Annotated in this window: 24 protein-coding genes and 1 rRNA gene; 16 read left to right on the forward strand and 9 right to left on the reverse strand. The window is 54.8% G+C overall.

Features of this window, described 5'->3' with window-relative positions; translation table 11 throughout:
- Nucleotides 1–228, reverse strand: a 16S ribosomal RNA gene (locus NWP14_RS15355); the annotation flags it as partial.
- 511 nt (nucleotides 229–739) lie between these two features.
- Between NWP14_RS15355 and NWP14_RS15360 the strand changes: the two genes are divergently transcribed.
- On the forward strand, nucleotides 740–1,441 hold the full coding sequence (locus NWP14_RS15360) for a FadR/GntR family transcriptional regulator (protein ID WP_095102314.1): 702 nt from the start codon (nucleotides 740–742) through the stop codon (nucleotides 1,439–1,441).
- Nucleotides 1,442–1,451: 10 nt separating this feature from the next.
- The gene (gene mdtD, locus NWP14_RS15365; RefSeq protein ID WP_375215611.1) at nucleotides 1,452–2,849 is read left to right on the forward strand and encodes a multidrug transporter subunit MdtD; all 1,398 of its coding nucleotides are present in this window, start codon (nucleotides 1,452–1,454) and stop codon (nucleotides 2,847–2,849) included.
- Here mdtD and rbsR read toward each other — a convergent pair.
- From rbsR to kup, 7 genes are all read right to left on the reverse strand, one after another.
- A complete protein-coding gene (gene rbsR / locus NWP14_RS15370; protein WP_189339897.1) occupies nucleotides 2,846–3,829 on the reverse strand; it encodes a ribose operon transcriptional repressor RbsR in 984 nt (327 codons plus the stop codon). The two genes, mdtD and rbsR, sit on opposite strands and share 4 nt — an antisense overlap.
- Nucleotides 3,830–3,841: 12 nt before the next feature.
- Nucleotides 3,842–4,774 (reverse strand): ribokinase, encoded by a 933-nt coding sequence (gene rbsK / locus NWP14_RS15375; RefSeq protein WP_375215612.1) that lies wholly within the window; start codon nucleotides 4,772–4,774, stop codon nucleotides 3,842–3,844.
- 102 nt (nucleotides 4,775–4,876) lie between these two features.
- Nucleotides 4,877–5,767: a ribose ABC transporter substrate-binding protein RbsB gene (gene rbsB, locus NWP14_RS15380; protein ID WP_095102320.1), complete on the reverse strand. Its 891-nt coding sequence runs from the start codon at nucleotides 5,765–5,767 to the stop codon at nucleotides 4,877–4,879.
- Between the two features lie 27 nt (nucleotides 5,768–5,794).
- On the reverse strand, nucleotides 5,795–6,760 hold the full coding sequence (rbsC, locus tag NWP14_RS15385; RefSeq protein ID WP_041143370.1) for a ribose ABC transporter permease: 966 nt from the start codon (nucleotides 6,758–6,760) through the stop codon (nucleotides 5,795–5,797).
- 5 nt (nucleotides 6,761–6,765) lie between these two features.
- Nucleotides 6,766–8,271, reverse strand: a complete 1,506-nt coding sequence (rbsA, locus tag NWP14_RS15390) for a ribose ABC transporter ATP-binding protein RbsA (protein WP_331833480.1) — start codon at nucleotides 8,269–8,271, stop codon at nucleotides 6,766–6,768.
- A 10-nt stretch (nucleotides 8,272–8,281) separates the two neighbouring features.
- Nucleotides 8,282–8,701: a D-ribose pyranase gene (gene rbsD, locus NWP14_RS15395; RefSeq protein WP_045853722.1), complete on the reverse strand. Its 420-nt coding sequence runs from the start codon at nucleotides 8,699–8,701 to the stop codon at nucleotides 8,282–8,284.
- A 185-nt stretch (nucleotides 8,702–8,886) separates the two neighbouring features.
- Nucleotides 8,887–10,755, reverse strand: coding sequence for a low affinity potassium transporter Kup (gene kup, locus NWP14_RS15400; RefSeq protein WP_095102326.1), 1,869 nt, complete (start codon nucleotides 10,753–10,755; stop codon nucleotides 8,887–8,889).
- A gap of 338 nt (nucleotides 10,756–11,093) precedes the next feature.
- Here kup and ravA point away from each other — a divergent pair, with 338 nt between their 5' ends.
- Both ravA and viaA read left to right on the forward strand, forming a co-directional pair.
- The gene (ravA, locus tag NWP14_RS15405; RefSeq protein ID WP_375215613.1) at nucleotides 11,094–12,593 is read left to right on the forward strand and encodes an ATPase RavA; all 1,500 of its coding nucleotides are present in this window, start codon (nucleotides 11,094–11,096) and stop codon (nucleotides 12,591–12,593) included.
- Entirely contained in the window at nucleotides 12,590–14,038 is a 1,449-nt protein-coding gene (gene viaA / locus NWP14_RS15410) for an ATPase RavA stimulator ViaA (RefSeq protein ID WP_375215614.1), read from the forward strand. The genes ravA and viaA overlap by 4 nt, the downstream gene beginning before the upstream one ends.
- Nucleotides 14,039–14,046: 8 nt before the next feature.
- On the opposite strand, the gene asnA is transcribed toward viaA, so the two are convergent.
- Complete coding sequence (asnA, locus tag NWP14_RS15415) at nucleotides 14,047–15,039, reverse strand: aspartate--ammonia ligase (protein WP_095102332.1); 993 nt, start codon at nucleotides 15,037–15,039, stop codon at nucleotides 14,047–14,049.
- A 151-nt stretch (nucleotides 15,040–15,190) separates the two neighbouring features.
- On the opposite strand from asnA, the gene asnC reads away from it, so the two are divergent.
- The 12 genes from asnC to atpD all read left to right on the forward strand — a co-directional run bounded on the left by asnC (nucleotide 15,191) and on the right by atpD (nucleotide 26,243).
- Nucleotides 15,191–15,649, forward strand: coding sequence for a transcriptional regulator AsnC (gene asnC / locus NWP14_RS15420; RefSeq protein ID WP_045853727.1), 459 nt, complete (start codon nucleotides 15,191–15,193; stop codon nucleotides 15,647–15,649).
- 91 nt (nucleotides 15,650–15,740) lie between these two features.
- A complete protein-coding gene (gene mioC / locus NWP14_RS15425) occupies nucleotides 15,741–16,181 on the forward strand; it encodes an FMN-binding protein MioC (protein ID WP_095102334.1) in 441 nt (146 codons plus the stop codon).
- 381 nt (nucleotides 16,182–16,562) lie between these two features.
- The gene (mnmG, locus tag NWP14_RS15430; protein ID WP_375215615.1) at nucleotides 16,563–18,452 is read left to right on the forward strand and encodes a tRNA uridine-5-carboxymethylaminomethyl(34) synthesis enzyme MnmG; all 1,890 of its coding nucleotides are present in this window, start codon (nucleotides 16,563–16,565) and stop codon (nucleotides 18,450–18,452) included.
- A 109-nt stretch (nucleotides 18,453–18,561) separates the two neighbouring features.
- Nucleotides 18,562–19,185, forward strand: coding sequence for a 16S rRNA (guanine(527)-N(7))-methyltransferase RsmG (gene rsmG, locus NWP14_RS15435; RefSeq protein ID WP_331833483.1), 624 nt, complete (start codon nucleotides 18,562–18,564; stop codon nucleotides 19,183–19,185).
- A gap of 616 nt (nucleotides 19,186–19,801) precedes the next feature.
- Complete coding sequence (gene atpI, locus NWP14_RS15440; RefSeq protein ID WP_095102338.1) at nucleotides 19,802–20,182, forward strand: F0F1 ATP synthase subunit I; 381 nt, start codon at nucleotides 19,802–19,804, stop codon at nucleotides 20,180–20,182.
- A gap of 8 nt (nucleotides 20,183–20,190) precedes the next feature.
- A complete protein-coding gene (atpB, locus tag NWP14_RS15445; RefSeq protein WP_041143359.1) occupies nucleotides 20,191–21,006 on the forward strand; it encodes a F0F1 ATP synthase subunit A in 816 nt (271 codons plus the stop codon).
- 47 nt (nucleotides 21,007–21,053) lie between these two features.
- Entirely contained in the window at nucleotides 21,054–21,293 is a 240-nt protein-coding gene (gene atpE, locus NWP14_RS15450) for a F0F1 ATP synthase subunit C (protein ID WP_000429386.1), read from the forward strand.
- Between the two features lie 54 nt (nucleotides 21,294–21,347).
- Nucleotides 21,348–21,818, forward strand: a complete 471-nt coding sequence (atpF, locus tag NWP14_RS15455) for a F0F1 ATP synthase subunit B (protein WP_041143358.1) — start codon at nucleotides 21,348–21,350, stop codon at nucleotides 21,816–21,818.
- A gap of 14 nt (nucleotides 21,819–21,832) precedes the next feature.
- Nucleotides 21,833–22,366: a F0F1 ATP synthase subunit delta gene (atpH, locus tag NWP14_RS15460; protein WP_331833341.1), complete on the forward strand. Its 534-nt coding sequence runs from the start codon at nucleotides 21,833–21,835 to the stop codon at nucleotides 22,364–22,366.
- 12 nt (nucleotides 22,367–22,378) lie between these two features.
- A complete protein-coding gene (gene atpA, locus NWP14_RS15465) occupies nucleotides 22,379–23,920 on the forward strand; it encodes a F0F1 ATP synthase subunit alpha (protein WP_041143356.1) in 1,542 nt (513 codons plus the stop codon).
- Between the two features lie 50 nt (nucleotides 23,921–23,970).
- The gene (gene atpG / locus NWP14_RS15470) at nucleotides 23,971–24,834 is read left to right on the forward strand and encodes a F0F1 ATP synthase subunit gamma (RefSeq protein WP_041143355.1); all 864 of its coding nucleotides are present in this window, start codon (nucleotides 23,971–23,973) and stop codon (nucleotides 24,832–24,834) included.
- A 26-nt stretch (nucleotides 24,835–24,860) separates the two neighbouring features.
- The gene (gene atpD, locus NWP14_RS15475) at nucleotides 24,861–26,243 is read left to right on the forward strand and encodes a F0F1 ATP synthase subunit beta (protein ID WP_041143354.1); all 1,383 of its coding nucleotides are present in this window, start codon (nucleotides 24,861–24,863) and stop codon (nucleotides 26,241–26,243) included.
- The last annotated feature ends 5 nt before the right edge of the window (nucleotides 26,244–26,248 follow it).

Below are 26,248 nucleotides of genomic sequence, written 5' to 3' on the forward strand. Positions count from 1 at the left end.
CATCTGATGGCATGAGGCCCGAAGGTCCCCCACTTTGGTCTTGCGACGTTATGCGGTATTAGCTACCGTTTCCAGTAGTTATCCCCCTCCATCAGGCAGTTTCCCAGACATTACTCACCCGTCCGCCGCTCGTCACCCGAGAGCAAGCTCTCTGTGCTACCGCTCGACTTGCATGTGTTAGGCCTGCCGCCAGCGTTCAATCTGAGCCATGATCAAACTCTTCAATTTAAGTTTGATGCTCGTGCTTCTTTATTTCTAAAGAAAAGAACTTCGTAATGAATTACGTATGTTCACTCACTGAGACTTGGTATTCATTTTTCGTCCGAGGACGTTAAGAATCCATGTCACTTTGAGTGCCCACACAGATTGTCTGATAAATTGTTAAAGAGCAGCTGCGACGCGCTTTAGCGCTCTGTCGCGAGGTCCCGTATATTACGTTTTCCTCATTCAGAGTCAAGCGTTTATTTTGCTTTTCTCCGTCGGCTTTCGCGGCTGATATTCAGCGCTGAAGCCTGCTGACCCGGCGGCGTGCTGGCCGTTGTTCCGTGTCAGTGGAGGCGCATTATAGGGAGTTCTCTGACGTTGACAAGTCCTGTTTTCAAAAAACTTTTCAACCGTCTCTTTTTTCACCAAAACGGGCCAGGGAGTGGCAAAAAACCGGCGATTTGCCGTTTTAAACAACGAAACGCCCCACCAGGTGGCATACTGATAGAGTAAAAAAGAGAAAGGAACGGCATTTATGTCTTTAAGCGCACAGCAACTGGCGGCACAAAAAAACATCTCCTGGGTATTGGCGGAGAAACTGGCCCAAAAAATTCTGACCGGCGAATATCAGCCGGAAAGCATTCTCCCCGGTGAAATGGAGCTGGGCGAGCAATTCGGCGTGAGCCGAACGGCGGTACGAGAGGCGGTCAAGACGCTGACAGCGAAAGGTATGCTGTTGCCGCGCCCGCGCATCGGTACCCGGGTTATGCCACGCAGTAGCTGGAACTTTCTCGATAAAGAGCTGCTCTCCTGGTGGTTAACGGAAGATAACTTCGAAGAGGTGGTGACCCATTTCCTCGTCATGCGCAGCAGCCTCGAGCCGCAGGCCTGCTTCCTGGCCGCCACCCTGGGCAGCGCGGAGCAGAAAGCGCAGCTCAATAGCTTAATGGAAGAGATGGGCGAGCTGAAAAGGCGCTTCCAGCGTGAACGCTGGATTGAAGTCGATATGGCCTGGCATGAACACATCTATGAAATGAGCGGTAATCCCTTCCTTATCTCTTTCGCCTCGCTATTCCATTCGGTCTATCACACGTACTTCACTTCTATTACCCAGAATGAAGTGGTGAAGCTGGATCTCCATCAGGCAATTGTCGACGCGATTCTGAACAGCGACGGCCCGCAAGCGCTCAGCGCCTGCCAGGCTCTGCTGAGCGCACCAAACCATTCAGGTAAATAAAGGGCTCCGCATGACCGAGAAGAAAGGGCGTAGTATGGCCGGACTGCCGTGGATTGCGGCAATGGCCTTTTTTATGCAGGCGCTGGACGCCACCATTCTGAATACCGCCCTTCCGGCAATAGCCCATAGCCTCAACCGTTCGCCACTGGCAATGCAATCCGCGATCATCAGCTATACGCTAACGGTGGCGATGCTCATTCCGGTCAGCGGGTGGCTAGCCGACCGCTTCGGCACGCGTAAAGTGTTTATTATTGCCGTTGGCCTGTTTACGCTCGGCTCCCTCGCCTGCGCGCTTTCCAGCTCCCTGATGGAGCTGGTCATCTTTCGCGTCATTCAGGGGATTGGCGGCGCGATGATGATGCCGGTCGCGCGGCTGGCATTATTGCGAGCCTATCCGCGCAGCGAGCTGCTGCCGGTGCTGAACTTCGTGACGATGCCGGGGCTGGTCGGCCCTATTCTTGGGCCCGTTCTCGGCGGCGTGCTGGTTACCTGGGCCAGCTGGCACTGGATTTTCCTGATCAATATTCCCATTGGCATTATTGGCATCCTTTACGCGCGTAAATGCATGCCGGACTTCACTACCCCACGCCGTCGCTTCGATACCAGCGGATTTTTGCTCTTTGGGTTGAGCCTGGTACTGTTTTCCAGCGGCATCGAATTGTTTGGCGAGAAAATCGTCGCCACCTGGATCGCGCTGACGATTATCGCCCTTAGCGTCCTTTTGCTGCTGGCCTATATCCGCCATGCCCGCCGCCATCCAACCCCGCTGATCTCGCTTTCTTTATTTAAGACCCGAACCTTTTCAGTGGGTATCGCCGGCAATCTGGCAACGCGTCTGGGTACGGGGTGCGTGCCGTTCCTGATGCCGCTGATGCTGCAGGTCGGTTTTGGCTATCCGGCGATTATCGCCGGCTGCATGATTGCGCCGACCGCCGTCGGTTCTATTATCGCAAAATCCACCGTCACGCAGATTCTACGCTGGCTCGGCTACCGGAAAACGCTGGTAGGGATAACGATATTTATCGGCCTGATGATCGCCCAGTTCTCGTTCCAGTCGCCCGCGATGCCCGTCTGGATGCTGCTGCTGCCGCTGTTTGTTCTGGGGATGGCGATGTCCACTCAGTTCACCTCAATGAACACCATTACGCTTGCCGATCTGACCGATGATAATGCCAGCAGCGGCAACAGCCTGCTGGCGGTCACTCAGCAGCTATCGATCAGCCTCGGGGTGGCGATTAGCGCTGCGGTACTGCGCTTTTATGAAGGGTTTGACAGCGCCAATACCGTGGAGCAGTTTCACTACACCTTTATTACGATGGGCGCGATCACCGTCGTGTCCGCGCTGGTGTTTATGCTGTTAAAGGCGAAGGATGGCCGTAACCTGATAAAGGAACGGCACAAACGTTAAGCTGAACCGCGAACGATAAGCTCGGGCGTGAGCTGCACGCGCTGCTGCTGCTGTCCGGGATCGGCCATCCGGTGGATCAGCACATCAATCGCCAGCTCACCCAGCTCATCCTTCGGCTGATGGATAGTCGTCAGCGGTGGCGTCATATAGCGGGCCAGCTCAATATCGTCATAGCCCACCAGCGCCATATCCTGCGGAATTCGCAGCCCGGCCTGATAGAGCGACTGATACGCCCCAAAGGCCATAGCGTCGTTGCCGACAAATACCGCCTGCGGGCGTTCCGATAAGGTCAGCAGCTCCTGCATCGCACTGAATCCACCGCCAAATTCAAAGTCGCTGGTAATCACGTATCCCTCAGCCACTTCCAGCCCGGCGCGGGACATCGCGGCGTGATAGCCCTCCAGGCGCAGCCGCGACGGCGTTTTATCCAGCGGGCCGGCGATACAGGCAATCCGGGTATACCCCTGGTCTATCAGGTACTGGGTCGCCATATCGCCCCCCAGCAGCGAGTTATCCTGAATCAGATCGCTGTCGCCATCAAACGGCGCCCAGTCCATCATCACCGTTGGAACCGAAGGATAGCGCTGCATAATTTCTGGCGAAGGCTGATGCGTCTCGGTACAGAGCAGCAGTAAACCATCGACGCGCTTTTGCATTAGCGTTTCCAGATTACTGTTCATGCGCTGCTCATCACCTTCCGTATTGCACAGCACCAGGCTATAGCCGCGTTCAAAACAGCTACGCTCCACGCCGCGCACCAGCTCAGAATAAAACGGGTTGGTACTGGCAGTGATGAGCATACCGATGGTACGGGTTTGGTTTAACTTGAGGCTACGCGCCAGAGCGGACGGCGCGTAGTTAAGATTTTTGATCGCCGCGTCCACTTTGGCGGTAATCGCCTCGCTGACGAAACGATCTTTATTAATGACGTGGGAAACCGTCGAGGTGGAAACGCCCGCCTCGCGGGCCACATCCTTCATGGTAGCCAAGCGTTACCCCTGTTGACGTAAAAATTCGTCGATTTCTTTTCGCCACGGCACTGAAGGCTGAGCGCCTTTGCGGGTAACGGCAATGGCGGCGGCGGCATGGGCAAAGCGGATAGCTTCTGCCAGCCCGGTGCCCTCCAGTAAGGCGGTCACTAGGGCGCCGTTAAAGGTATCGCCCGCGGCAATGGTATCGATGGCCTGAACCTTAAAGCCCGGGACCCGGCGGCCTTCGCCATCGTGGCTCACCCAGACGCCGCGGCTACCCAGCGTAATAATAACGGTACCGATGCCTTTCTTATGGAGCGCGTTAGCCGCTTTGGCCGCATCGTCATCGTTTTCTACGCGAATACCGGTCAGCTTCTCCGCTTCCGTTTCGTTAGGCGTGATGATATCCACCAGCGCCAGCAGCTCATCCGACAACTCGCGCGCCGGCGCCGGATTCAGCACCACGGTTGTTTGATGCTGATGGGCGATTTTAGCCGCAGCCAGCACGCTCTCCAGCGGCGACTCCAGCTGCATCAGCAGCGCCTGGGCGTCGGCAATCCGCGCCTTCTCAGCCTCAACCTGGGCGACAGAAAGAGCGGCATTGGCGCCGGCATGAATGCCGATCACATTCTCACCTTCACCGTTAACAAAGATTAGCGCTACGCCGGTCGATTCATCTTTTACCGCGCGAACCGGCGCGATGTCGATGTTATCGCTCGCCAGCTGGCGGCGAACGCGCTCGCCGGTATCGTCATCGCCGGTACAGGCGATAAACGCAATATTTGCCCCGCTGCGCCCGGCGGCAACGGCCTGGTTGGCGCCTTTACCGCCGAAAGCCACCTGATAGTGGTTGCCGGTGACGGTTTCGCCCGGCGTCGGGAAAGATTTAAGGTTAAGAATGTGATCGGCATTGATGCTGCCAAGGACGACAAGTTTGCCTGCGGTTTTCATCATTTGAGTTCCCGGTAAAGCGCGCCACCGGACTCCGGTGGCGCATGCCCTGCTTTTCTTTTTTATGTTGTCCCTCGGACCGTTGCCGGTCCGAATCGCATATTACTACTGCTTAATGACCAGTTTCAGCTCAACCGGATAGCTGGCATCCACTTTTTCACCCTTCAGCACTTTATCGGCAGTCTCGACGCCTTTCACGCCGATCTGCTCAGGCAGCTGGGCGATTGTCGCAGCTAGTTTGCCACTATTTACCGCTTTTTCGCCATCCGGAGTGCCGTCAAATCCAACCACCATCACATCGGATTTCCCCGCTGTTTGTAAAGCACGCAGCGCGCCCAGCGCCATTTCGTCGTTCTGAGCAAATACCGCCTGCACGTCCGGATGCGCCGTCAGCAGGTTCTGCATGACGTTCAGGCCTTTGGTACGGTCAAAATCTGCCGGCTGGCTCGCCAGCACGTTAAATTTGTGAGCCGCTACGGCCTGCTTAAATCCTTCGCCACGCTCGCGCGCCGCGGATGTCCCTGCGATACCCTGCAGCTCAATAACCTTAGCGTTCTCACCCGCTTTCTTCGCAATATAGTCGCCGGCCATTTTACCGCCGAGCACGTTATCAGACGCAATATGGCTAATCACGTCGCCTTTCGCCGCCTGACGGTCAAGGGTAATAACCGGTATCTTCGCCTGATTAGCCATCTTCACGGCGTTACCTACCGCATCAGAGTCGGTCGGGTTGATCAGCAGCAGCTTAGCGCCGCGCACCGTCAAATCCTGCACGTTGGCCAGCTCTTTCGCCGGGTTATTTTGTGAATCCAGCACCACCAGGTTGTAGCCCAGCTTGTCGGCTTCTTTCTGGGCGCCATCTTTCAGGGAGACAAAGAACGGGTTGTTAAGGGTCGAGATAACCAGGGCAATGGTATCTTTCGCCATCGCGTTTGCGCTCACGGTCGCGCTTAAAGCAACAGCAGATACCAGGGTCGCCAGTTTTTTCATATTCATAGTTAAGATGTCCTGTAGAGTTCTTAGTTACTGCTTTTTGTTATCTACCAGCACCGCCAGCAAAATTACCACCGCTTTTACGATCATCTGGTAATAGGAAGAAACGCCTAATAGGTTCAAACCGTTATTCAGGAAGCCGAGGATCAGCGCGCCGATTAGGGTACCGACGATACGGCCCTTGCCGCCGGCCAGGCTGGTACCGCCCAGCACCACCGCCGCAATGGCATCCAGTTCATAGCCGGTCCCCGCCGTCGGCTGCGCGGAAGAGAGGCGCGCCACCTCGATAATTCCCGCCAGCGAAGCCAGCAGGCCGCACAGAGAATAGACGATGATTTTGACTTTATTCACGCTGATACCGGACAGACGCGTGGCCGCTTCGTTGCCGCCCAGCGCGTAGATATAGCGGCCCAGGCGCGTGTGGTGCAGCATGTACCAGGCAGCAAGGAAGACGATAGCCATAATCCACACCGGCGTTGGGATCCCCAGCGGGCGGCCGATACCAAACCAGCCAAACAGATCGGCATTATCCGTAAACCCGGTATTTACCGGGCTGCCGTTGGTGTAGACCATCGTCACGCCGCGCAGCAGCAGCATCATCACCAGAGTGGCGATAAAGGCCTGCACGCGCCCCTTAGCCACAATAACTCCGGTCACCGCACCGATGGCCGCACCCAGCGCCAGCGCTCCGGCAATCGCCACCAGCGCATTAACCTCAAGGCCGACAATCGACGCCGCTACCGCACCGGTCAGCGCCAGCAGGGAACCCACGGACAGGTCGATCCCCGAAGTGAGAATAACCAGCGTCATTCCCACCGCCATAATGGCGTTAACCGACGTCTGCTGCAGGATATTGAACAGGTTATTGACGGTAAAAAAGTTGGGGCTCATGGTCGAGACAATCGCTATCAGCACCAGCAGGGCAATCAGCGATTTTTGCTCCATCAGCCATGCCTTTGTGAAATAGCGGCGACCAGCAGCAGCCTGGGTTGTCATCTTTTTTACTCCTGATTCACACGGTTAAGCTTGCCCACAGCGGCAGCCATCAATACTTCCTGGGTGGCCTGCTCGCGTGTAAATTCACCGCCGAGATGCCCTTCATGCATCACAATGATGCGATCGCTCATGCCTAACACTTCCGGCATCTCCGAAGAGACCAGAATGATGCTCAGACCATCGGCTTTAAACTGGTTAATCAGCTGGTAGATCTCTTTCTTCGCCCCAACGTCCACGCCGCGGGTAGGCTCATCAAGGATCAGAACCTTCGGGCGGGTCATCAGCCCGCGGGCAATGGCCACCTTCTGCTGGTTACCGCCGGAGAGCAGGCCGATCGCCTGCTCCATCGATGGCGTTTTGACATTGAACAAGCGGATGAAATCACTCACCGCCTGCTGTTCATCTTTATGCTTCAGCTGGCCGCCGGCGCGGCTGAAGTAGCGCAGCGCGGTCAACGACATGTTTTCCTTTACCGACATGCCGAGGACTAAGCCATCGCGCTTACGGTCTTCGGAGATATAAACGATGCCGTTTGCCAGGCCATCCTGCGGGGAGCGGGTGACTACCTCGTGTCCATCAAGGGTGACGGAACCGCTGCTGCGCGGCAGCGCGCCGTACAGGACCTTCATCAGCTCCGTGCGCCCGGCGCCCATCAGCCCGGCGACGCCCAGAATTTCCCCCTGACGCAGGGTGAAGGAGACATTTTCCACGCCCGGCCCGCACAGGTTATCGACCTTCAGGCGCACGGCGCCCGGCGCTTTATCCAGGCGCGGATACTGGTCTTCCAGCTTACGGCCGACCATCATCTCGATCAGCTGGTCTTCATCCAGGCTCGCCACCTCGCGCTCGGCGATAAACTGCCCGTCGCGAAAGACGGTAACATCGTCGCAAATCTCGAAGATCTCTTTCATACGGTGGGAGATATAGACAATCCCGCGACCCTGAGATTTCAGCTCGCGGATGACGCGGAACAGGGAGGCCGTTTCGGTGTCGGTCAGGGCGTCCGTCGGCTCATCCATGATGATGACCTTCGACTCAAAGCTCAGCACCTTGGCAATTTCAACCATCTGCTGGTCGCCAATCGACAGATCGCCCACCAGCTTTTGGCTGTTAAAACGTAAATTCAGCTTCGCCAGCAGCTTGTCCGCTTCGGCATACATCGTTTTCCAGTCGATTTTGCCAAACCGGTTCACGAACTCACGGCCGAGGAAAATATTCTCCGCGATCGTCAGCTGGGGGATCAGGTTAAGTTCCTGGTGGATAATACCGATCCCGGCTTCCTGAGAGGATTTCGGTCCGTTGAAGGTGGTCTCTTTTCCTAACCACGTTAAGGAGCCGGCGTCGCGGGCGTAGATCCCGGTCAGCACCTTCATCATGGTGGACTTACCGGCACCGTTTTCTCCTACCAGCGCCATCACCCGGCCGGCATAGACGTTGAGCGCGGCGCCGGAGAGCGCTTTGACGCCTGGGAACGCTTTATCGATCCCTTTTAATTGCAATAAGGCTTCCATATCGGCGACCTCAGAACGTCACGCCGGCACAGAGAATGACGTTCGCAAACGGGGAACACTCCCCGCTGCGAATCACCGCCTGACTATCCGCGGTTTGTTTTTTAAACTGCTCATGACTGGTGTAACGAATTTCAATGGTGTTTCCCTGGTATTGCTGCAGCAGCTCAAGGTGAGTGAGCAACGTCGCATGGAGCTGCGGATTATGAGTTTTAATCTCTTCCGCAAGGATCGCCGCCTCAACCTGCATTTCCGCCGTTACCACCTCCAGAACCTGCATAAAGGAGGGAACGCCTTGGGTTAACGCCATATCAATACGCGCGCTGCTGCGGGGAACCGGCAATCCGGCATCGCAGACCACCAGCGTATCGGTATGACCCAGGCGGGAGATAACCGAGGAAATATCAGCGTTAAGTACGGTGCCTTTTTTCATTTTTCTCTTCTGCTCCATTAGCGAAACGTTTCGCTGAAGAAATTATTGTCAAAATGCGCGCAGAAAACCATCTTCAGAAGAGAGAAATGTGATCGCCATCGAAACGTTTCGCAAGCGGGAGAAGAGAAAAGTGAGCGGAGCCAAATAACCGTGAAAAGCCCTTCGCAAGGAAGGGCTTCGGAATATCAAATTTCGACCTGAGTACCCAGTTCAATGACCCGGTTAGGCGGGATCTCAAACTGATCCGGCGCCCGCAGGGCGTTGCGCTGCAGCAGGAGATACAGCTTGCCGCGCAGCCGCAGATACCACGGCCGTTTGCCGATAATCAGCGATTCATGCGACATAAAGAACGAGGTTTCCATCATCCGACAGCTCAGCCCTTCCAGCCCGCAACGGTGGAAAACTTCTTCCACATTCGGCGTTTCGCGCCAGCCGTAGCTCGCCACCACGCGCCAGAACGACGGTGAGATTTGCTCGATCTGCACCCGGCGAACGTTATGCACATAAGGCGCATCTTCGGTACGCAGCGTCAGCAGGATCACCCGCTCATGCAGCACCTTGTTGTGCTTGAGGTTATGCAGCAGGGCAAACGGGATGACGTTCAGGGCGCGGGACATATAGACCGCAGTACCCGGAACGCGAACCGGCGGCGATTTTTCCAGCGAAGAGATCATCGCTTCCAGCGAATTGCCGTGTTCGTGCATCCGACGCAGCAGGCGGAAACGCTCGCTCTTCCAGGTGGTCATCACGGTGAACATCACCAGGCCGAGGGTCAGCGGCAGCCAGCCGCCGGAGACGATCTTATCCAGGTTGGCCGAGAACAGCGGCAGGTCGATGCACATAAAGGCAATAAACAGCAGCGCCACGAGAAATTTATTCCAGTGCCAGTTTTGACGCGCCACGGTGGTGAACAGGATAGTGGTCAGCACCATGGTTCCCGTCACCGCAATACCGTACGCCGCCGCCAGGTTGGAGGAGTGCTCGAAGCTGATAATCACAATGACCACCGAAACGTACAGCAGCCAGTTGATGAACGGGATATAAATCTGCCCGGATTCCATTTCGGAGGTATGGATGATGCGCATTGGCGACAGATACCCCAGGCGCACCGCCTGGCGGGTCAACGAGAAGACCCCGGAAATAACCGCCTGGGAGGCAATCACCGTCGCCAGAGCGGCGATAATCAGCATCGGGATCAGCGCCCATTCAGGAGCCAGCAGGAAGAACGGGTTTTTAATCGCCTCAGGATGTTTGAGCAGCAGAGCCCCCTGGCCGAAGTAGTTCAGCACCAGCGAAGGCAGCACCACGGAGAACCAGGCCAGGCGAATAGGTAATTTGCCGAAGTGTCCCATATCGGCATACAGCGCCTCAACGCCGGTAATGGACAGCACTACCGCCCCGAGAGCGACAAAAGAGACGGTTTTATATTCGAGGAAGAAGTGCACCGCCCAGTACGGGTTCAGCGCCTGCAACACTTCCGGATTCGCAATGATGCTGCGCGCGCCAAGCACCGCCAGCAGCAGGAACCAAATCAGCATAATCGGCGCAAACAGCTTACCCACCATACTGGTGCCGTGCTTCTGGATAGCAAACAGCAGCGTCAGCACAATGATGGATATAGGGACAACCCAGGTATCCAGATTGGGCGCGATAATTTCCAGCCCCTCAATCGCCGACATCACCGAAATCGCCGGGGTGATGACCACCTCGCCATAGAAGAAGCTACCGCCAATCAGCCCGAGGATAACCAGCACCGACGTCATTCGCGCGGACGTATTGCGCCCCGCCAGCGACATCAGCGTCAGGATCCCCCCCTCGCCGGCGTTATCCGCCCGCATAACGAAGGTAATATATTTGAGTGATACGGTAAAAATTAACAGCCAGAAAATTAGCGAAAGAAAGCCAAAAACAGCATCACGTTCAACGCCAAACCCAAACTGACCTGACAGACATTCACGCAGTGTATACAGCGGGCTGGTACCAATATCGCCGTACACCACGCCGATTGCCGCCAGCGTTACTGCCGGAAGCGATTGCTTATTATCAGAGCTCATAGACTAGTCTTTTCGTTTATACATATCATTTTTCAAGCTGCTTCTGCGCTGCTGGCGTCCAGAAATCCCGGTCACATAGCCGTGCGCCAGGGGATTTCATCCCTTGCTGCCTTGCCGCATCTTGAATGTTTTTGTGTATATAAAACAAATGTGTTCCCGGTCCTCAGGCTCACAAAAAGCGCACAGTATGCACGATTATTTGCTGAATCGTACCCCTAACAGACACCATATTAACCTGGCTCAAAGAAAATAAATCGAATCTTCAGGCTATTACCACACCTAATCAAACATCTATACTCGACTCAATAACGACACATGAAAAAGCACGCAACTCAATTATGGCTCAATCACATTTACTGGCAGAAAGAATTTCCCGGCTAAGCGCGGCGCTGGAAAAAGGTTTGTTTGAACGCAGTCACGCGATACGACTCTGTCTGCTGGCCGCGCTCAGCGGCGAGAGCGTTTTTTTGCTGGGTCCGCCGGGCATCGCCAAGAGTCTGATCGCCCGCCGTCTCAAATTCGCCTTCCAGCAGGCTCGCGCCTTTGAATACCTGATGACCCGCTTCTCTACCCCGGAAGAGGTTTTTGGTCCGCTGTCGATCCAGGCTCTGAAGGATGAAGGCCGTTACGAGCGCTTAACCGCAGGCTACCTGCCGGAAGCGGAGATCGTCTTCCTCGATGAGATCTGGAAAGCTGGCCCGGCAATCCTTAATACCCTGCTGACCGCCATCAACGAACGCCATTTCCGCAACGGCGCCAGGGAAGTGAAAATCCCGATGCGCCTGCTGGTGGCGGCGTCCAACGAGCTCCCGGAAGCGGATAGCAGCCTGGAAGCACTGTATGACCGAATGCTGATCCGCCTGTGGCTCGACAAGGTACAGGATAAAACCAACTTCCGCTCCATGCTGCTCAGCCAGCAGGATGAAAACAGCAATCCCGTCCCGACATCCCTGCAGATTAGTAGCGAAGAGTTTACGCAATGGCAGCAGGATATCAGCGGCGTGAAGCTGACGGATAGCGTATTCGAACTGATCTATCAGCTGCGCCAGCAGCTGGAGACGCAGCCCAAAGCGCCCTATGTTTCGGACCGCCGCTGGAAAAAGGCCATTCGCCTGCTGCAGGCCAGCGCCTTCTTCAGCGGCCGCGATACCATCGCGCCCATCGACCTGATCCTGCTGAAAGACTGCCTGTGGCACGACATCGAAAGCATGAACCTGATGGCGCAGCTGCTGGAAACCCTGATGACCAACCACGCCTGGCAGCAGCAGACGATGCTGACGCGCCTCGGGGCGATTACCCAAAGGCGTATTCAGATCCAGCAGCAGCACAGCGACAAAACCGCGCTGAAGGTCACGCGTCTCGGCGGTATGTTCAGCCGAAAAGCGCATTATGAACTTCCCGCCGACGTAGAAGGAACGACGCTCCTTCTGCTGCTGCAGCAGCCGCTCAAGCTGCACGATATGGAGGTTATCCATATTACGTTTACCCGTGAGGAGCTCTCCCACTGGCTGGAGAAGGGCGGCGAGATCCGCGGCAAACTCAACGGCATTGGTTTTGCCCAGCCGTTAAATATGGATGTCGATACCAGCCAGCATCTGGTGGTTCGCGACGTCAGCCTGCAGGGCTCGCGCCTGGCCCTTCCCGGCAGCGAATCGCAGGAAAATATGCCAGCGGAAATCAGGCAGCAGCTGGAAGCCCTCGATGACGAGTGGCATCAGCAGCACAACCGTTTCAGCGAACAGCAAAAATGTCTGTTTATTCCCGGTGACTGGCTGGGACGTATTGAAGCCAGCCTGCAGGACGTCGGGGCGCAGATCAAACAGGCCCGTCAGCCATGACGCTGGATATGCTGAATGTCATGCTGGCAGTCAGCGAAGAGGGGATGATCGAAGAGATGCTGCTGGCGCTGCTGGCCTCCCCGCAGCTTGCCGTTTTCTTTGAAAAATTCCCGCGGCTGAAGAACATTATCGCCGCCGATATCCCGCGCTGGCGCGAAGCCGTCAGAGCCAGGCTAAAAGAGACGCATATCCCGCCCGAGCTCGATGCTGAAGTGCAGAATTATCAGCAGTCTCAGCTTCTTTCGACTTCGCAGTTTATCGTTCAGCTGCCGCAAATTCTTACGCAGCTGCACAAGCTCGAGTCCCCTTTTGCCACCCAGGCCCAGCAGCTGGCGGATGATAACCCGCACTTTACGCCCGCTTTGCACACCCTGTTCCTGCAGCGCTGGCGCCTGAGCCTGGTGGTGCAGGCCACCACCCTCAACCAGCAGCTGCTGGATGAAGAACGCGATCGGCTGCTCAGCACGATGCAGGAGCGGATGACCCTCAGCGGCCAGCTCGATCCGGTGCTGGTGGAAAACGATAACTCCGCAGGACGCCTGTGGGATATGAGCGCAGGCGAGCTGAAGCGCGGCGATTATCAGCTGATCGTTCGCTATGGCGATTTTTTTACGCAGCAGCCGGAGCTGATACAGCTGGCTGAACAGCTAGGGCGATCGCGGGAAGCAAAATCGGTTCCGAAAAAGGATGCGCCGATGGAGGCCTTTCGCAGCCTCGTTCGTGAACCGGCAACGGTACCGGAACAGGTTGATGGCCTGCAGCAAAGCGATGATATTCTGCGCCTTCTTCCGCCGGAGCTGGCCACCCTCGGGATCACCGAACTGGAGTTCGAGTTCTACCGCAAGCTGGTGGAAAAACAGCTGCTGACCTACCGGCTGCACGGCGACGCATGGCGGGAAAAAATTACCGAACGACCGGTTACCCGGCAGGATTTTGACGAGCAGCCGCGCGGGCCATTTATTGTCTGCGTCGATACTTCAGGCTCAATGGGCGGTTTTAACGAACAGTGCGCCAAGGCGTTTTGCCTGGCGTTAATGCGGATCGCCCTGGCGGACAACCGGCGCTGCTTTATTATGCTGTTTTCCAGCGAAGTGGTGCATTACGAGCTCACCGGCCCACAGGGGCTGGAGCAGGCAATTCGTTTCCTCAGCCAGCGCTTTCGCGGCGGTACCGATCTGGCCAGCTGTTTTCGGGCCATTATTGAGCGCATGCAAAACCCGCAGTGGGTGGATGCCGATGCGGTGGTCATTTCTGATTTTATCGCCCAGCGCCTGCCGGATGAGGTGATCAATAAGGTGGGAGAACTTCAGCGCAGTCACCAGCATCGCTTTCACGCGGTGGCGATGTCGGTGCATGGCAAACCCGGGATCATGCGCATCTTCGATCATATCTGGCGCTTTGATACCGGGCTGCGCAGCCGCCTGCTGAGACGCTGGCGGCGTTAAAGAGCGGATTAAAGAAGGGAAGCGACGCTTTCACGGACCTGGGCAGGCCATACGCCACACTGGACCTGTCCGATGTGATCGAGCTGCAGCAGCAGCATCGTCAAACGCGACTGACCAATACCGCCGCCGATGGTCTGCGGCATTTCGCCGCGCAGCAGCGCCTGGTGCCACTCCAGCTTCAGGCGATCCTCATCACCGGTGATCGCCAGCTGACGCTTCAGGGCGTCGGCATCAACGCGGATCCCCATAGAAGAAAGCTCGAAAGCATCTTGCAGAACCGGGTTCCACACCAGAATATCGCCGTTCAGGCCGGCAAAGCCTTCGGCAACCTCGGTGCTCCAGTCATCATAATCCGGCGCACGAACGTCGTGGCGTTGACCATCGGTGAGCTTGCCGCCAATCCCGATGAGGAATACGGCGCCCAGCTCTTTGGCGATCGCCCGCTCGCGTCCTTTAGCGTCGAGATCCGGGTAACGACTGAGCAGCTCCTGGCTATGAACAAACTGGATCTGCTCCGGCAGGAACGGCGTCAGGCCAAACTCTTTGCTGACGGCCGCTTCGGTCGCTTTGATCCCGGCATAGATGGCTTCTACGGTGGATTTCAGCGTCCCGTCGTGGCGTTCATCGTCGCCCATCACGCGCTCCCAGTCCCACTGGTCAACGTAAACAGAATGAATGGCGGTCAGCCGGTCTTCATCGGGGCGAAGAGCCTTCATGTGCGTGTACAGCCCTTCTCCCGCGCTGAAGTCGTGTTGCCCCAGCGTTTGACGCTTCCATTTAGCCAGGGAATGAACGACTTCAAACTGGGCATCCGGCAGCGTTTTCACTTTTACCTGAACCGCCTTCTCGCAACCAGACAGGTTGTCCTGAGTCCCGTCCCCTACGCGGCTTAAAATGGGAGCCTGGACTTCGATCAGGCCCAGTTTATCTTCCAGCTGGCGGGAAAAGTGAGACTTAACGAAGCTGATCTGGCGTTGTTTTGCGATATATGCGGTTTTCATTTTTATGACTCCTGCGTCCTGTTGCTATTGATTAAGCAACAAAACAGGCCGTCAATTCAATAATCAAACAACAAAAAGGCTCATACACTTTTGATTCATTAAAATATAAAGCTAATATAGAAAGAATCTTCAAACATCATAAGAAAAACCTATGGAAAATTATCAGATCGACAATCTGGACCGCGGCATCCTCGAAGCGTTAATGGCCAATGCGCGCACCGCCTACGCCGAACTGGCCAAACAGTTTGGCGTCAGCCCGGGGACTATCCACGTGCGCGTGGAGAAGATGAAGCAGGCAGGCATCATTACCGGCGCGCGAATCGACGTGAATCCGAAGCAGCTCGGCTATGACGTGTGCTGCTTTATCGGCATTATTCTGAAAAGCGCCAAAGACTACCCTTCCGCGCTGGCCAGGCTGGAGAGCCTGGATGAGGTCACCGAGGCCTACTACACCACCGGCCACTACAGCATCTTTATTAAGGTAATGTGCCGCTCGATCGACGCCCTTCAGCAGGTACTTATCAACAAGATCCAAACAATCGATGAAATTCAGTCCACCGAGACGCTGATCTCCCTGCAAAACCCGATTATGCGCACCATCCGCCCGTAATCGGGCTTTTTTAATCCCACATTTTCCACAGGTAGATCCCAGCTCACACACAGCGTACAATGTGCCACACTGAATAAATGAGCGGACGATCATGGCAGACATTACTCTTATCAGCGGCAGCACCTTAGGCAGTGCGGAATATGTAGCAGAGCATCTGGCGGAAAAGCTGGAAGAAGCGGGCTACAGCAGCGAAATCCAGCACGGCCCACTGATTGAAGATCTGCCGACGGACGGGATCTGGCTGGTTATCTCCTCAACTCACGGTGCCGGCGATATTCCTGACAACCTGGTGCCTTTCTATGAGGCTCTGCAGGAGAAGGAAGCGGACCTTTCGGGCATACGCTTTGGCTTAATCGGGATCGGCAGCCGTGAATATGACACTTTCTGTGGCGCAATCGACAAGATTGACGATGCATTAAGGGCATGCGGGGCAAAACAGATCGGCGAAACGCTGAAGATTAACGTCCTCGATCATGAGATTCCGGAAGATCCGGCGGAAATTTGGCTGGGATCCTGGAAAAATTTGCTCTGATTTTTGTAAAGATCGTTCGATCATCTGTGGATAACTATGCTTAAAACCATTGATCAACCGGTAGTTATCCAAAGCATAACCGTTGACTGCTTTTTGAGCTGTGCATAACCCTTCATTTTGATCCCAGCTTATACGGAACAGGATCACCGATCATTCACAGAAAGTGATCCTCCTTAACCGATTGATCTTAAAACGCGGATCCGGCTTATCCACAGAAAGGTCCGATCCTAATAAGAGATCACAATAAAACAGATCTCTAAATAAAAGATCTTCTTTTAATTACTCAAGATCCCGGAGCTTTCTCGGAAGTCGAAAGTTGAGTAGAATCCACGGCCCGGGCTTCAATCCATTTTCAAACCGCTTTATGCGAGGCATACCACCATGTTTTATCAGGATCCTTTTGACGTCATCATCATTGGCGGGGGTCATGCAGGCACTGAGGCCGCAATGGCCGCAGCGCGAATGGGTCAGCAGACCCTGCTTTTGACACACAATATCGACACGTTGGGGCAGATGAGCTGCAACCCGGCGATTGGCGGCATTGGGAAAGGACACCTGGTAAAAGAAGTGGATGCTCTTGGCGGCCTGATGGCGAAAGCGATCGACCATGCGGGCATTCAGTTTAGGATACTAAACGCAAGCAAAGGCCCGGCGGTACGCGCCACTCGTGCTCAGGCAGACCGCGTGCTCTACCGCCAGGCGGTACGTACGGCGCTGGAAAATCAGCCCAACCTGATGATCTTCCAGCAGGCGGTTGAGGATCTGATTGTCGAAAACGATCGCGTTGTCGGCGCAGTGACCCAGATGGGGCTGAAGTTTCGCGCCAAAGCGGTTGTCCTGACCGTCGGAACCTTCCTCGACGGCAAGATCCACATCGGGCTGGATAACTACAGCGGCGGTCGTGCAGGCGATCCGCCGGCTATCTCGCTTTCCCGCCGCTTACGTGAACTGCCGCTGCGCGTCAGCCGTTTGAAAACCGGTACTCCGCCGCGTATTGACGCGCGTACCATCGATTTCAGCGTACTGGCACAGCAGCACGGCGATGACCCGATGCCGGTGTTCTCGTTCATGGGATCTGCGGATCAGCATCCGCGCCAGGTTCCGTGCTACATCTCCCACACCAACGAGAAAACGCACGACGTCATCCGCAATAACCTCGATCGCAGCCCGATGTACGCCGGGGTGATTGAGGGGATCGGTCCGCGCTACTGCCCGTCGATCGAAGATAAAGTGATGCGCTTTGCCGATCGCAACCAGCACCAGATCTTCCTCGAGCCGGAAGGGCTGACCTCTAACGAAATTTATCCGAACGGTATCTCCACCAGCCTGCCGTTCGATGTGCAGATGCAGATTGTTCGCTCAATGCAGGGTATGGAGAACGCCAAAATCGTTCGCCCGGGCTACGCTATTGAGTATGATTTCTTCGATCCGCGCGACCTGAAACCGACGCTGGAAAGCAAATATATTCAGGGTCTGTTTTTTGCCGGCCAGATTAACGGCACCACCGGCTACGAAGAAGCCGCTGCCCAGGGCCTGCTTGCCGGTCTGAACGCCGGTCGCTTCTCCGCAGAAAAAGAGGGCTGGGCGCCGGGTCGTTCTCAGGCCTACCTTGGCGTGCTGGTGGACGATCTGTGCACGCTCGGTACCAAAGAACCGTACCGCATGTTCACGTCCCGCGCGGAGTACCGCCTGATGCTGCGCGAAGATAACGCCGATCTGCGCCTGACCGAACAGGGCCGCGAGCTGGGTCTGGTCGATGATGAACGCTGGGCGCGCTTCAATCAGAAGCTGGAAAGCATTGAACTTGAACGTCAGCGGCTGAAATCGAGCTGGGTGAACCCGCAGGCCGAAAGCGCTGAAGAAGTGAACGCTCACCTCACCGCGCCGCTCTCACGCGAAGCCAGCGGCGAGGATCTGCTTCGTCGTCCGGAAATGACCTATCAACAGCTGGTGCAGCTGTCGCCTTTCGCTCCGGGTCTGCAGGATGCGCAGGCGGCTGAACAGGTTGAGATCCAGGTGAAGTATGAAGGCTATATCGCTCGCCAGCAGGATGAGATCGAAAGACAGCAGCGCAATGAGAATACCCTGCTGCCTGCTACGCTTGATTACCGCCAGGTCATTGGGCTCTCCAATGAGGTGATTGCCAAGCTGAACGATCACAAGCCGTCTTCAATCGGCCAGGCATCGCGCATTTCGGGGATCACCCCGGCGGCGATCTCCATTCTGCTGGTCTGGTTGAAAAAGCAGGGGATGCTGCGCCGCAGCGCCTGATCCTCAGGCAGGTTTTTTGGCGGATAGCTTCCCGTTCTCCGCCTTGTTGTTCATCAGCCCGGTAAGCGTTTTCGCCTCCGGGCTCATTATTTTTAGACAGGTACCGACCGTGCTCAACAAACTTTCTCGTCTCCTGGATGAAGCGGCTATTACGCTCACCGATCATCAGAAAAATCAGCTGGTGGCGTATGTTGGACTGCTGGATAAGTGGAACAAAGCCTATAACCTGACCTCCGTTCGCGACCCGAATGAGATGCTGGTGCGGCATATTCTCGACAGCATTGTCGTTGCCCCCTATCTTCAAGGAAGCCGTTTTATTGATGTCGGCACCGGTCCCGGGCTGCCCGGTATTCCGCTGGCCATCGTGCGCCCTGAATCACATTTCACCCTGCTGGATAGCCTGGGCAAGCGCGTGCGCTTTCTTCGCCAGGTTCAGCATGAGCTGAAGCTTGAGAACGTGACGCCGGTACAGAGCCGGGTAGAAGCGTTCCCGGCCGAGCCGCCGTTTGATGGCGTGATCAGCCGCGCGTTCGCTTCGCTGAGTGATATGGTGAGCTGGTGTCACCATTTGCCGGCGGAAGAAGGGCGTTTTTACGCGCTCAAGGGCGTTGCTCAGGAAGAGGAAATCACCGATTTGCCAGTCGGATACGCGGTGAGCGAGGTGATTAAACTGCATGTTCCTCAGCTGGAAGGGGAGCGTCACCTGGTGGTGATTAAATCAAAAATGATTTAATTTTTACCAAAAAATGTGGAAAAAATGTCACCTGCGCATGTTACAAAAATGAATGTAACGTCGGGGTATTATCGGGGGACATTTAACCATATGTTCACTATGCCTTTTCTGATGATTAACTTTTGTCGATTCATTTACCAGCACAATAGTCAACTTTGAAAATATCAGTCCGCTACAAATCAAGGCGCTGAACAGGCATATAGTTGTTAAATATTTATTATAAATGTCAATAAAAGGTTTTTAATGTATGTTGGGTTGTTTTGTAAAAAGTCCCTACTTTTTATCTTGAATATCAAAAGGATGAAAAGTCATGATTTATGAACAGAATTAATTCACTAAAACCTTAAATGTTTATAATGTGATCTAATGCACGCTTTATAGGCCGTATTTTCTCGGTATTTGCAGTTTTGCATGATCGCTCACAGATTGGCAAAATGCAGGAAAAGTTGCCTGTCGGAAAATAATTAAACATTTATTCACTATTTTGCTACTTATTGTTTGAATTCACGGGGCGTCACCGTATAATTTGTCCGCTTTTTGATGCTTGACTCTTCGCCTCAAAGGACGTTTTATACGACACGCGACATACCTCGAAGGGAGCAGGAGTAAAAACGTGATGTCTGTGTCGCTCTTGAGTCGAAACGTTGCTCGTAAGCTTCTGTTTATTCAGTTACTGGCAGTAATAGCAAGTGGACTGCTGTTCAGCCTCAAAGACCCCTTCTGGGGCGTATCCGCAATATGCGGTGGTTTGGCGGTCGTTGTGCCAAACATAATGTTTATGATTTTTGCCTGGCGTCATCAGGCGCATACACCAGCCAGAGGCCGAATGGCCTGGACCTTCGCTATCGGCGAAGCCTCCAAGGTGTTGCTGACCTTCGCCCTCCTCGTGATGGCGCTGGCCGTTTTCAAAGCGGTATTTTTACCGCTGATAGTGACGTGGGTTTTGGTGCTGGTGGTACAAATTCTGGCACCAGCTGTAATTAACAACAAAGGGTAAAAGGCATCATGGCTGCAGAAAATATGACGCCGCAGGAATACATAGGACACCATCTGAATAACCTTCAGCTGGACCTGCGTACTTTCTCGCTGGTGGATCCGCACAACCCCCCGGCCACCTTCTGGACGCTCAACATTGACTCCATGTTCTTCTCAGTGGTGCTCGGTCTGTTGTTCCTTACCATTTTCCGTAGCGTTGCGAAGAAAGCGACCAGCGGAGTACCGGGTAAACTCCAGACGGCTATCGAGATGACCATCGGCTTCGTCCATGGCAGCGTTAAAGATATGTATCATGGCAAGAGCAAGCTGATTGCTCCGCTGGCCCTCACCGTGTTCGTCTGGGTATTCCTGATGAACCTGATGGATCTGCTGCCAATCGACCTGATTCCTTATATCGGTGAACACATTTTCGGCCTGCCTGCACTGCGCGTGGTTCCGTCTGCGGACGTAAACATCACCCTGTCGATGGCGCTTGGCGTGTTTATCCTGATTCTTTTCTACAGCATCAAAATGAAAGGCGTGGGTGGGTTCGTTAAAGAACTGACGCTGCAGCCGTTCAATCACTGGGCGTTCATTCCTGTCAACTTAATCCTTGAAGGGGTAAGCCTGCTGTCCAAACCTGTTTCACTGGGTCTGCGACTGTTCGGCAACATGTATGCCGGTGAGCTGATTTTCATTCTGATTGCTGGTCTGTTGCCGTGGTGGTCACAGTGGATTCTGAATGTGCCGTGGGCCATTTTCCACATCCTGATTATTACGCTGCAAGCCTTCATCTTCATGGTTCTGACGATCGTCTATCTGTCGATGGCATCCGAAGAGCATTGATTTTTACCAACATACTACGTTTTTACTGAAATAAACTGGAGACTGTCATGGAAAACCTGAATATGGATCTGCTGTACATGGCTGCCGCTGTGATGATGGGTCTGGCGGCGATCGGTGCTGCGATCGGTATCGGCATCCTCGGGGGCAAATTCCTGGAAGGCGCAGCGCGTCAACCGGATCTGATTCCTCTGCTGCGTACTCAGTTCTTTATCGTTATGGGTCTGGTGGATGCAATCCCGATGATCGCTGTAGGTCTGGGTCTGTACGTGATGTTTGCTGTCGCGTAGTAAGTTGTACGTAAGAAACCTAAGCCACAGAGTTAATTTAAGAGGTATTGTGCTGTGAACATGAACGCAACAATCCTCGGCCAGGCCATCGCGTTTGTTCTTTTCGTATGGTTCTGCATGAAGTACGTATGGCCGCCTTTAATGGCTGCCATCGAAAAGCGGCAGAAAGAGATTTCTGACGGCTTAGCTTCTGCAGAACGCGCTAAGAAGGATTTGGACCTTGCACAGGCCAACGCGACCGACCAGCTGAAAAAAGCGAAAGCGGAAGCCCAGGTAATCATCGAGCAGGCGAACAAGCGTCGCGCTCAGATTCTGGATGAAACTAAAGCTGAAGCAGAACAGGAACGCACCAAAATCGTCGCACAGGCGCAGGCTGAAATTGATGCCGAACGTAAACGTGCTCGTGAGGAGCTGCGTAAGCAGGTCGCAATCCTGGCTGTTGCTGGCGCCGAGAAGATCATCGAACGTTCCGTGGATGAAGCTGCTAACAGCGACATCGTGGATAAACTTGTCGCTGAACTGTAAGGAGGGAGGGGCTGATGTCTGAATTTGTAACGGTAGCTCGCCCCTACGCCAAAGCAGCTTTTGACTTTGCCGTCGAACACAAAGGTGTTGAGCGCTGGCAGGATATGCTGGCGTTTGCCGCTGAAGTGACTAAAAACGAACAAATGGCAGAGCTTCTGTCCGGTGCCCTGGCGCCGGAAACGCTCTCTGAAGCGTTCATCGCGGTCTGCGGCGAGCAGCTGGACGACAGCGGCCAGAACCTGATTCGGGTTATGGCTGAAAACGGTCGTCTGAAGGTGCTCCCGGATGTTCTTGAGCAGTTCATTCACCTGCGCGCTGCCAGTGAGGCAACCGCAGAGGTAGAGGTTATTTCTGCCACCCAACTGAGTGAAGAACAGCTCGCGAAGATTGCCGACGCGATGGAAAAACGTTTGTCACGCAAAGTTAAGCTGAATTGCAAAATCGATAAGTCTGTACTGGCAGGTGTTATCATCCGTGCGGGTGATATGGTCATTGATGGCAGCGTACGCGGCCGTCTTGATCGCCTTGCAGACGTCTTGCAGTCTTAAGGGGACTGGAGCATGCAACTGAATTCCACCGAAATCAGCGAACTGATCAAGCAGCGCATTGCTCAGTTCAATGTTGTGAGCGAGGCTCACAACGAAGGTACTATCGTTTCCGTCAGTGACGGTGTTATCCGCATCCACGGCCTGGCCGATTGTATGCAGGGCGAGATGATCTCCCTGCCGGGTAACCGTTTCGCTATCGCACTGAACCTGGAGCGCGACTCCGTAGGTGCGGTGGTGATGGGTCCGTACGCTGACCTGGCCGAAGGCATGAAGGTTAAATGTACTGGCCGTATCCTGGAAGTTCCTGTCGGTCGTGGCCTGCTGGGCCGCGTGGTGAACACCCTGGGTGCACCCATTGACGGTAAAGGTCCGGTTGAACACGATGGCTTCTCGCCAATCGAAGTTATCGCACCGGGCGTAATCGAACGTCAGTCCGTCGACCAGCCGGTACAGACCGGTTATAAATCCGTCGATGCCATGATCCCAATCGGCCGTGGCCAGCGTGAGCTGATCATCGGTGACCGTCAGACCGGTAAAACCGCGATGGCAATCGATGCGATCATCAACCAGCGTGATTCCGGTATTAAGTGCGTCTACGTGGCTATCGGCCAGAAAGCGTCCACCATCTCTAACGTGGTACGTAAACTGGAAGAACACGGCGCGCTGTCCAACACCATCGTTGTTGTGGCGACCGCTTCTGAATCCGCAGCGCTGCAGTACCTGGCTCCGTATGCCGGTTGCGCAATGGGCGAATACTTCCGCGACCGCGGCGAAGATGCGCTGATCGTATACGATGACCTGTCTAAACAGGCCGTTGCTTACCGTCAGGTGTCCCTGCTGCTCCGCCGTCCGCCAGGACGTGAAGCATTCCCGGGCGACGTGTTCTACCTCCACTCCCGTCTGCTGGAGCGCGCATCCCGCGTTAACGCTGAATACGTTGAGAACTTCACCAAAGGTGAAGTGAAAGGTAAAACGGGTTCCCTGACCGCGCTGCCGATTATCGAAACGCAGGCTGGTGACGTTTCCGCATTCGTTCCGACTAACGTAATTTCCATTACCGATGGTCAGATCTTCCTGGAAACCAACCTGTTTAACTCCGGTATTCGTCCGGCGGTCAACCCGGGTATCTCCGTATCCCGTGTTGGTGGTGCTGCTCAGACCAAGATCATCAAGAAACTGTCCGGTGGTATTCGTACCGCTCTGGCACAGTATCGTGAACTGGCTGCGTTCTCTCAGTTCGCATCCGATCTGGATGAAGCAACCCGTAAACAGCTGAGCCATGGTCAGAAAGTAACCGAGCTGCTGAAACAGAAACAGTATGCGCCGATGTCTGTAGCACAGCAGGGCTTAGTCCTGTTTGCTGCTGAACGCGGTTACCTCGAAGATGTGGAACTGGCGAAAATCGGTAGCTTCGAAGCCGCTCTGCTGGCTTACGTTGACCGTGACCACGCTCCGCTGATGCAAGAGATTAACCAGACCGGTGGCTATAACGACGAGATCGAAGGCAAGCTGAAAGGCATCCTCGACTCCTTCAAAGCAACCCAGTCCTGGTAAAGTCTGGCGGCTTGTCTTAGGGCAAGCCGCACGGCATTGAGGAGAAGTTCATGGCCGGCGCAAAAGAGATACGTAGTAAGATCGCAAGCGTCCAGAACACGCAGAAGATCACTAAAGCGATGGAAATGGTCGCCGCTTCCAAAATGCGTAAATCGCAGGATCGCATGGCGGCCAGCCGTCCTTATGCAGAAACCATGCGCAAAGTGATTGGTCACCTTGCGAACGGTAATCTGGAATATAAGCACCCTTACCTGGAAGAACGCGACGTTAAGCGCGTAGGCTACCTGGTGGTGTCGACCGACCGTGGTCTGTGCGGTGGCTTGAACATTAACCTGTTCAAAAAGCTGCTGGCGGATATGAAAGTCTGGTCCGATAAAGGCGTTCAGTGCGATATCGCAATGATCGGCTCTAAAGGCGTTTCTTTCTTTAATTCCGTAGGCGGCAATATTGTCGCTCAGGTGACCGGCATGGGTGATAACCCGTCCCTGTCCGAACTGATCGGTCCGGTAAAAGTGATGTTGCAGGCCTATGATGAAGGCCGTCTGGACAAGCTGTACGTTGTCAGCAACAAATTTATTAATACCATGTCTCAGGCTCCGACCATTACTCAGCTGCTGCCGCTACCGGCGTCAGACGATGCTGATCTGAAGCGTAAATCCTGGGATTACCTGTATGAGCCAGATCCAAAAGCGCTGCTGGATACCCTCCTGCGTCGCTACGTTGAGTCTCAGGTTTATCAGGGCGTGGTAGAAAACCTGGCCAGCGAGCAGGCCGCACGTATGGTGGCGATGAAAGCCGCTACCGATAATGGCGGCAGCCTGATTAAAGAGCTGCAGTTGGTATACAACAAAGCTCGTCAGGCCAGCATTACTCAGGAACTCACCGAAATCGTCGGTGGTGCATCCGCGGTATAACCAGGTTAATTCGTAGAGGATTCAAGATGGCTACTGGAAAAATTGTCCAGGTAATCGGCGCCGTGGTTGACGTCGAATTCCCTCAGGATGCCGTACCGCGCGTGTACGATGCTCTTGAGGTACAAAATGGTAACGAGAGTCTGGTGCTGGAAGTTCAGCAGCAGCTCGGCGGTGGTATCGTACGTGCTATCGCCATGGGTTCTTCCGACGGTCTGCGTCGTGGTCTGGAAGTTAAAGATCTCGAGCACCCGATCGAAGTCCCGGTTGGTAAAGCAACGCTGGGTCGTATCATGAACGTGCTGGGTCAGCCGATCGATATGAAAGGCGACATCGGTGAAGAAGACCGTTGGGCTATCCACCGCGCGGCACCTTCCTACGAAGAGCTCTCCAGCTCTCAGGAACTGCTGGAAACCGGCATCAAAGTAATCGACCTGATGTGTCCGTTCGCTAAGGGCGGTAAAGTCGGTCTGTTCGGCGGTGCGGGCGTGGGTAAAACCGTAAACATGATGGAGCTGATCCGTAATATCGCGATCGAGCACTCCGGTTACTCCGTGTTTGCGGGCGTAGGTGAACGTACTCGTGAGGGGAACGACTTCTACCACGAGATGACTGACTCCAACGTTCTGGATAAAGTATCCCTGGTTTACGGCCAGATGAACGAGCCGCCGGGAAACCGTCTGCGCGTTGCGCTGACCGGTCTGACCATGGCTGAGAAATTCCGTGACGAAGGTCGTGACGTACTGCTGTTCGTCGATAACATCTATCGTTATACCCTGGCCGGTACGGAAGTATCCGCACTGCTGGGCCGTATGCCTTCAGCGGTAGGTTATCAGCCGACTCTGGCGGAAGAGATGGGCGTTCTGCAGGAACGTATCACCTCCACCAAAACCGGTTCTATCACTTCCGTACAGGCAGTATACGTACCTGCGGATGACTTAACTGACCCATCCCCAGCCACCACCTTTGCTCACTTAGATGCAACCGTGGTACTGAGCCGTCAGATCGCGTCTCTGGGTATCTACCCGGCCGTTGACCCGCTGGACTCCACCAGCCGTCAGCTGGATCCGCTGGTTGTTGGTCAGGAACACTACGACACCGCGCGTGGCGTACAGTCTCTGCTGCAACGTTATCAGGAACTGAAAGACATCATCGCCATCCTCGGTATGGATGAGCTGTCTGAAGAAGATAAACTGGTGGTAGCTCGCGCGCGTAAGATCCAGCGCTTCCTGTCCCAGCCGTTCTTCGTGGCAGAAGTATTTACCGGTTCTCCGGGCAAATATGTCTCCCTGAAAGACACCATCCGTGGCTTTAAAGGCATCATGGAAGGCGAATACGATCACCTGCCGGAGCAGGCGTTCTACATGGTTGGTTCCATCGACGAAGCCGTGGAAAAAGCCAAAAAACTTTAACGCCT

Source organism: Klebsiella sp. C349492 (genome assembly GCF_042055345.1).
Taxonomy (GTDB): Bacteria; Pseudomonadota; Gammaproteobacteria; order Enterobacterales; family Enterobacteriaceae; genus Klebsiella; species Klebsiella scottii.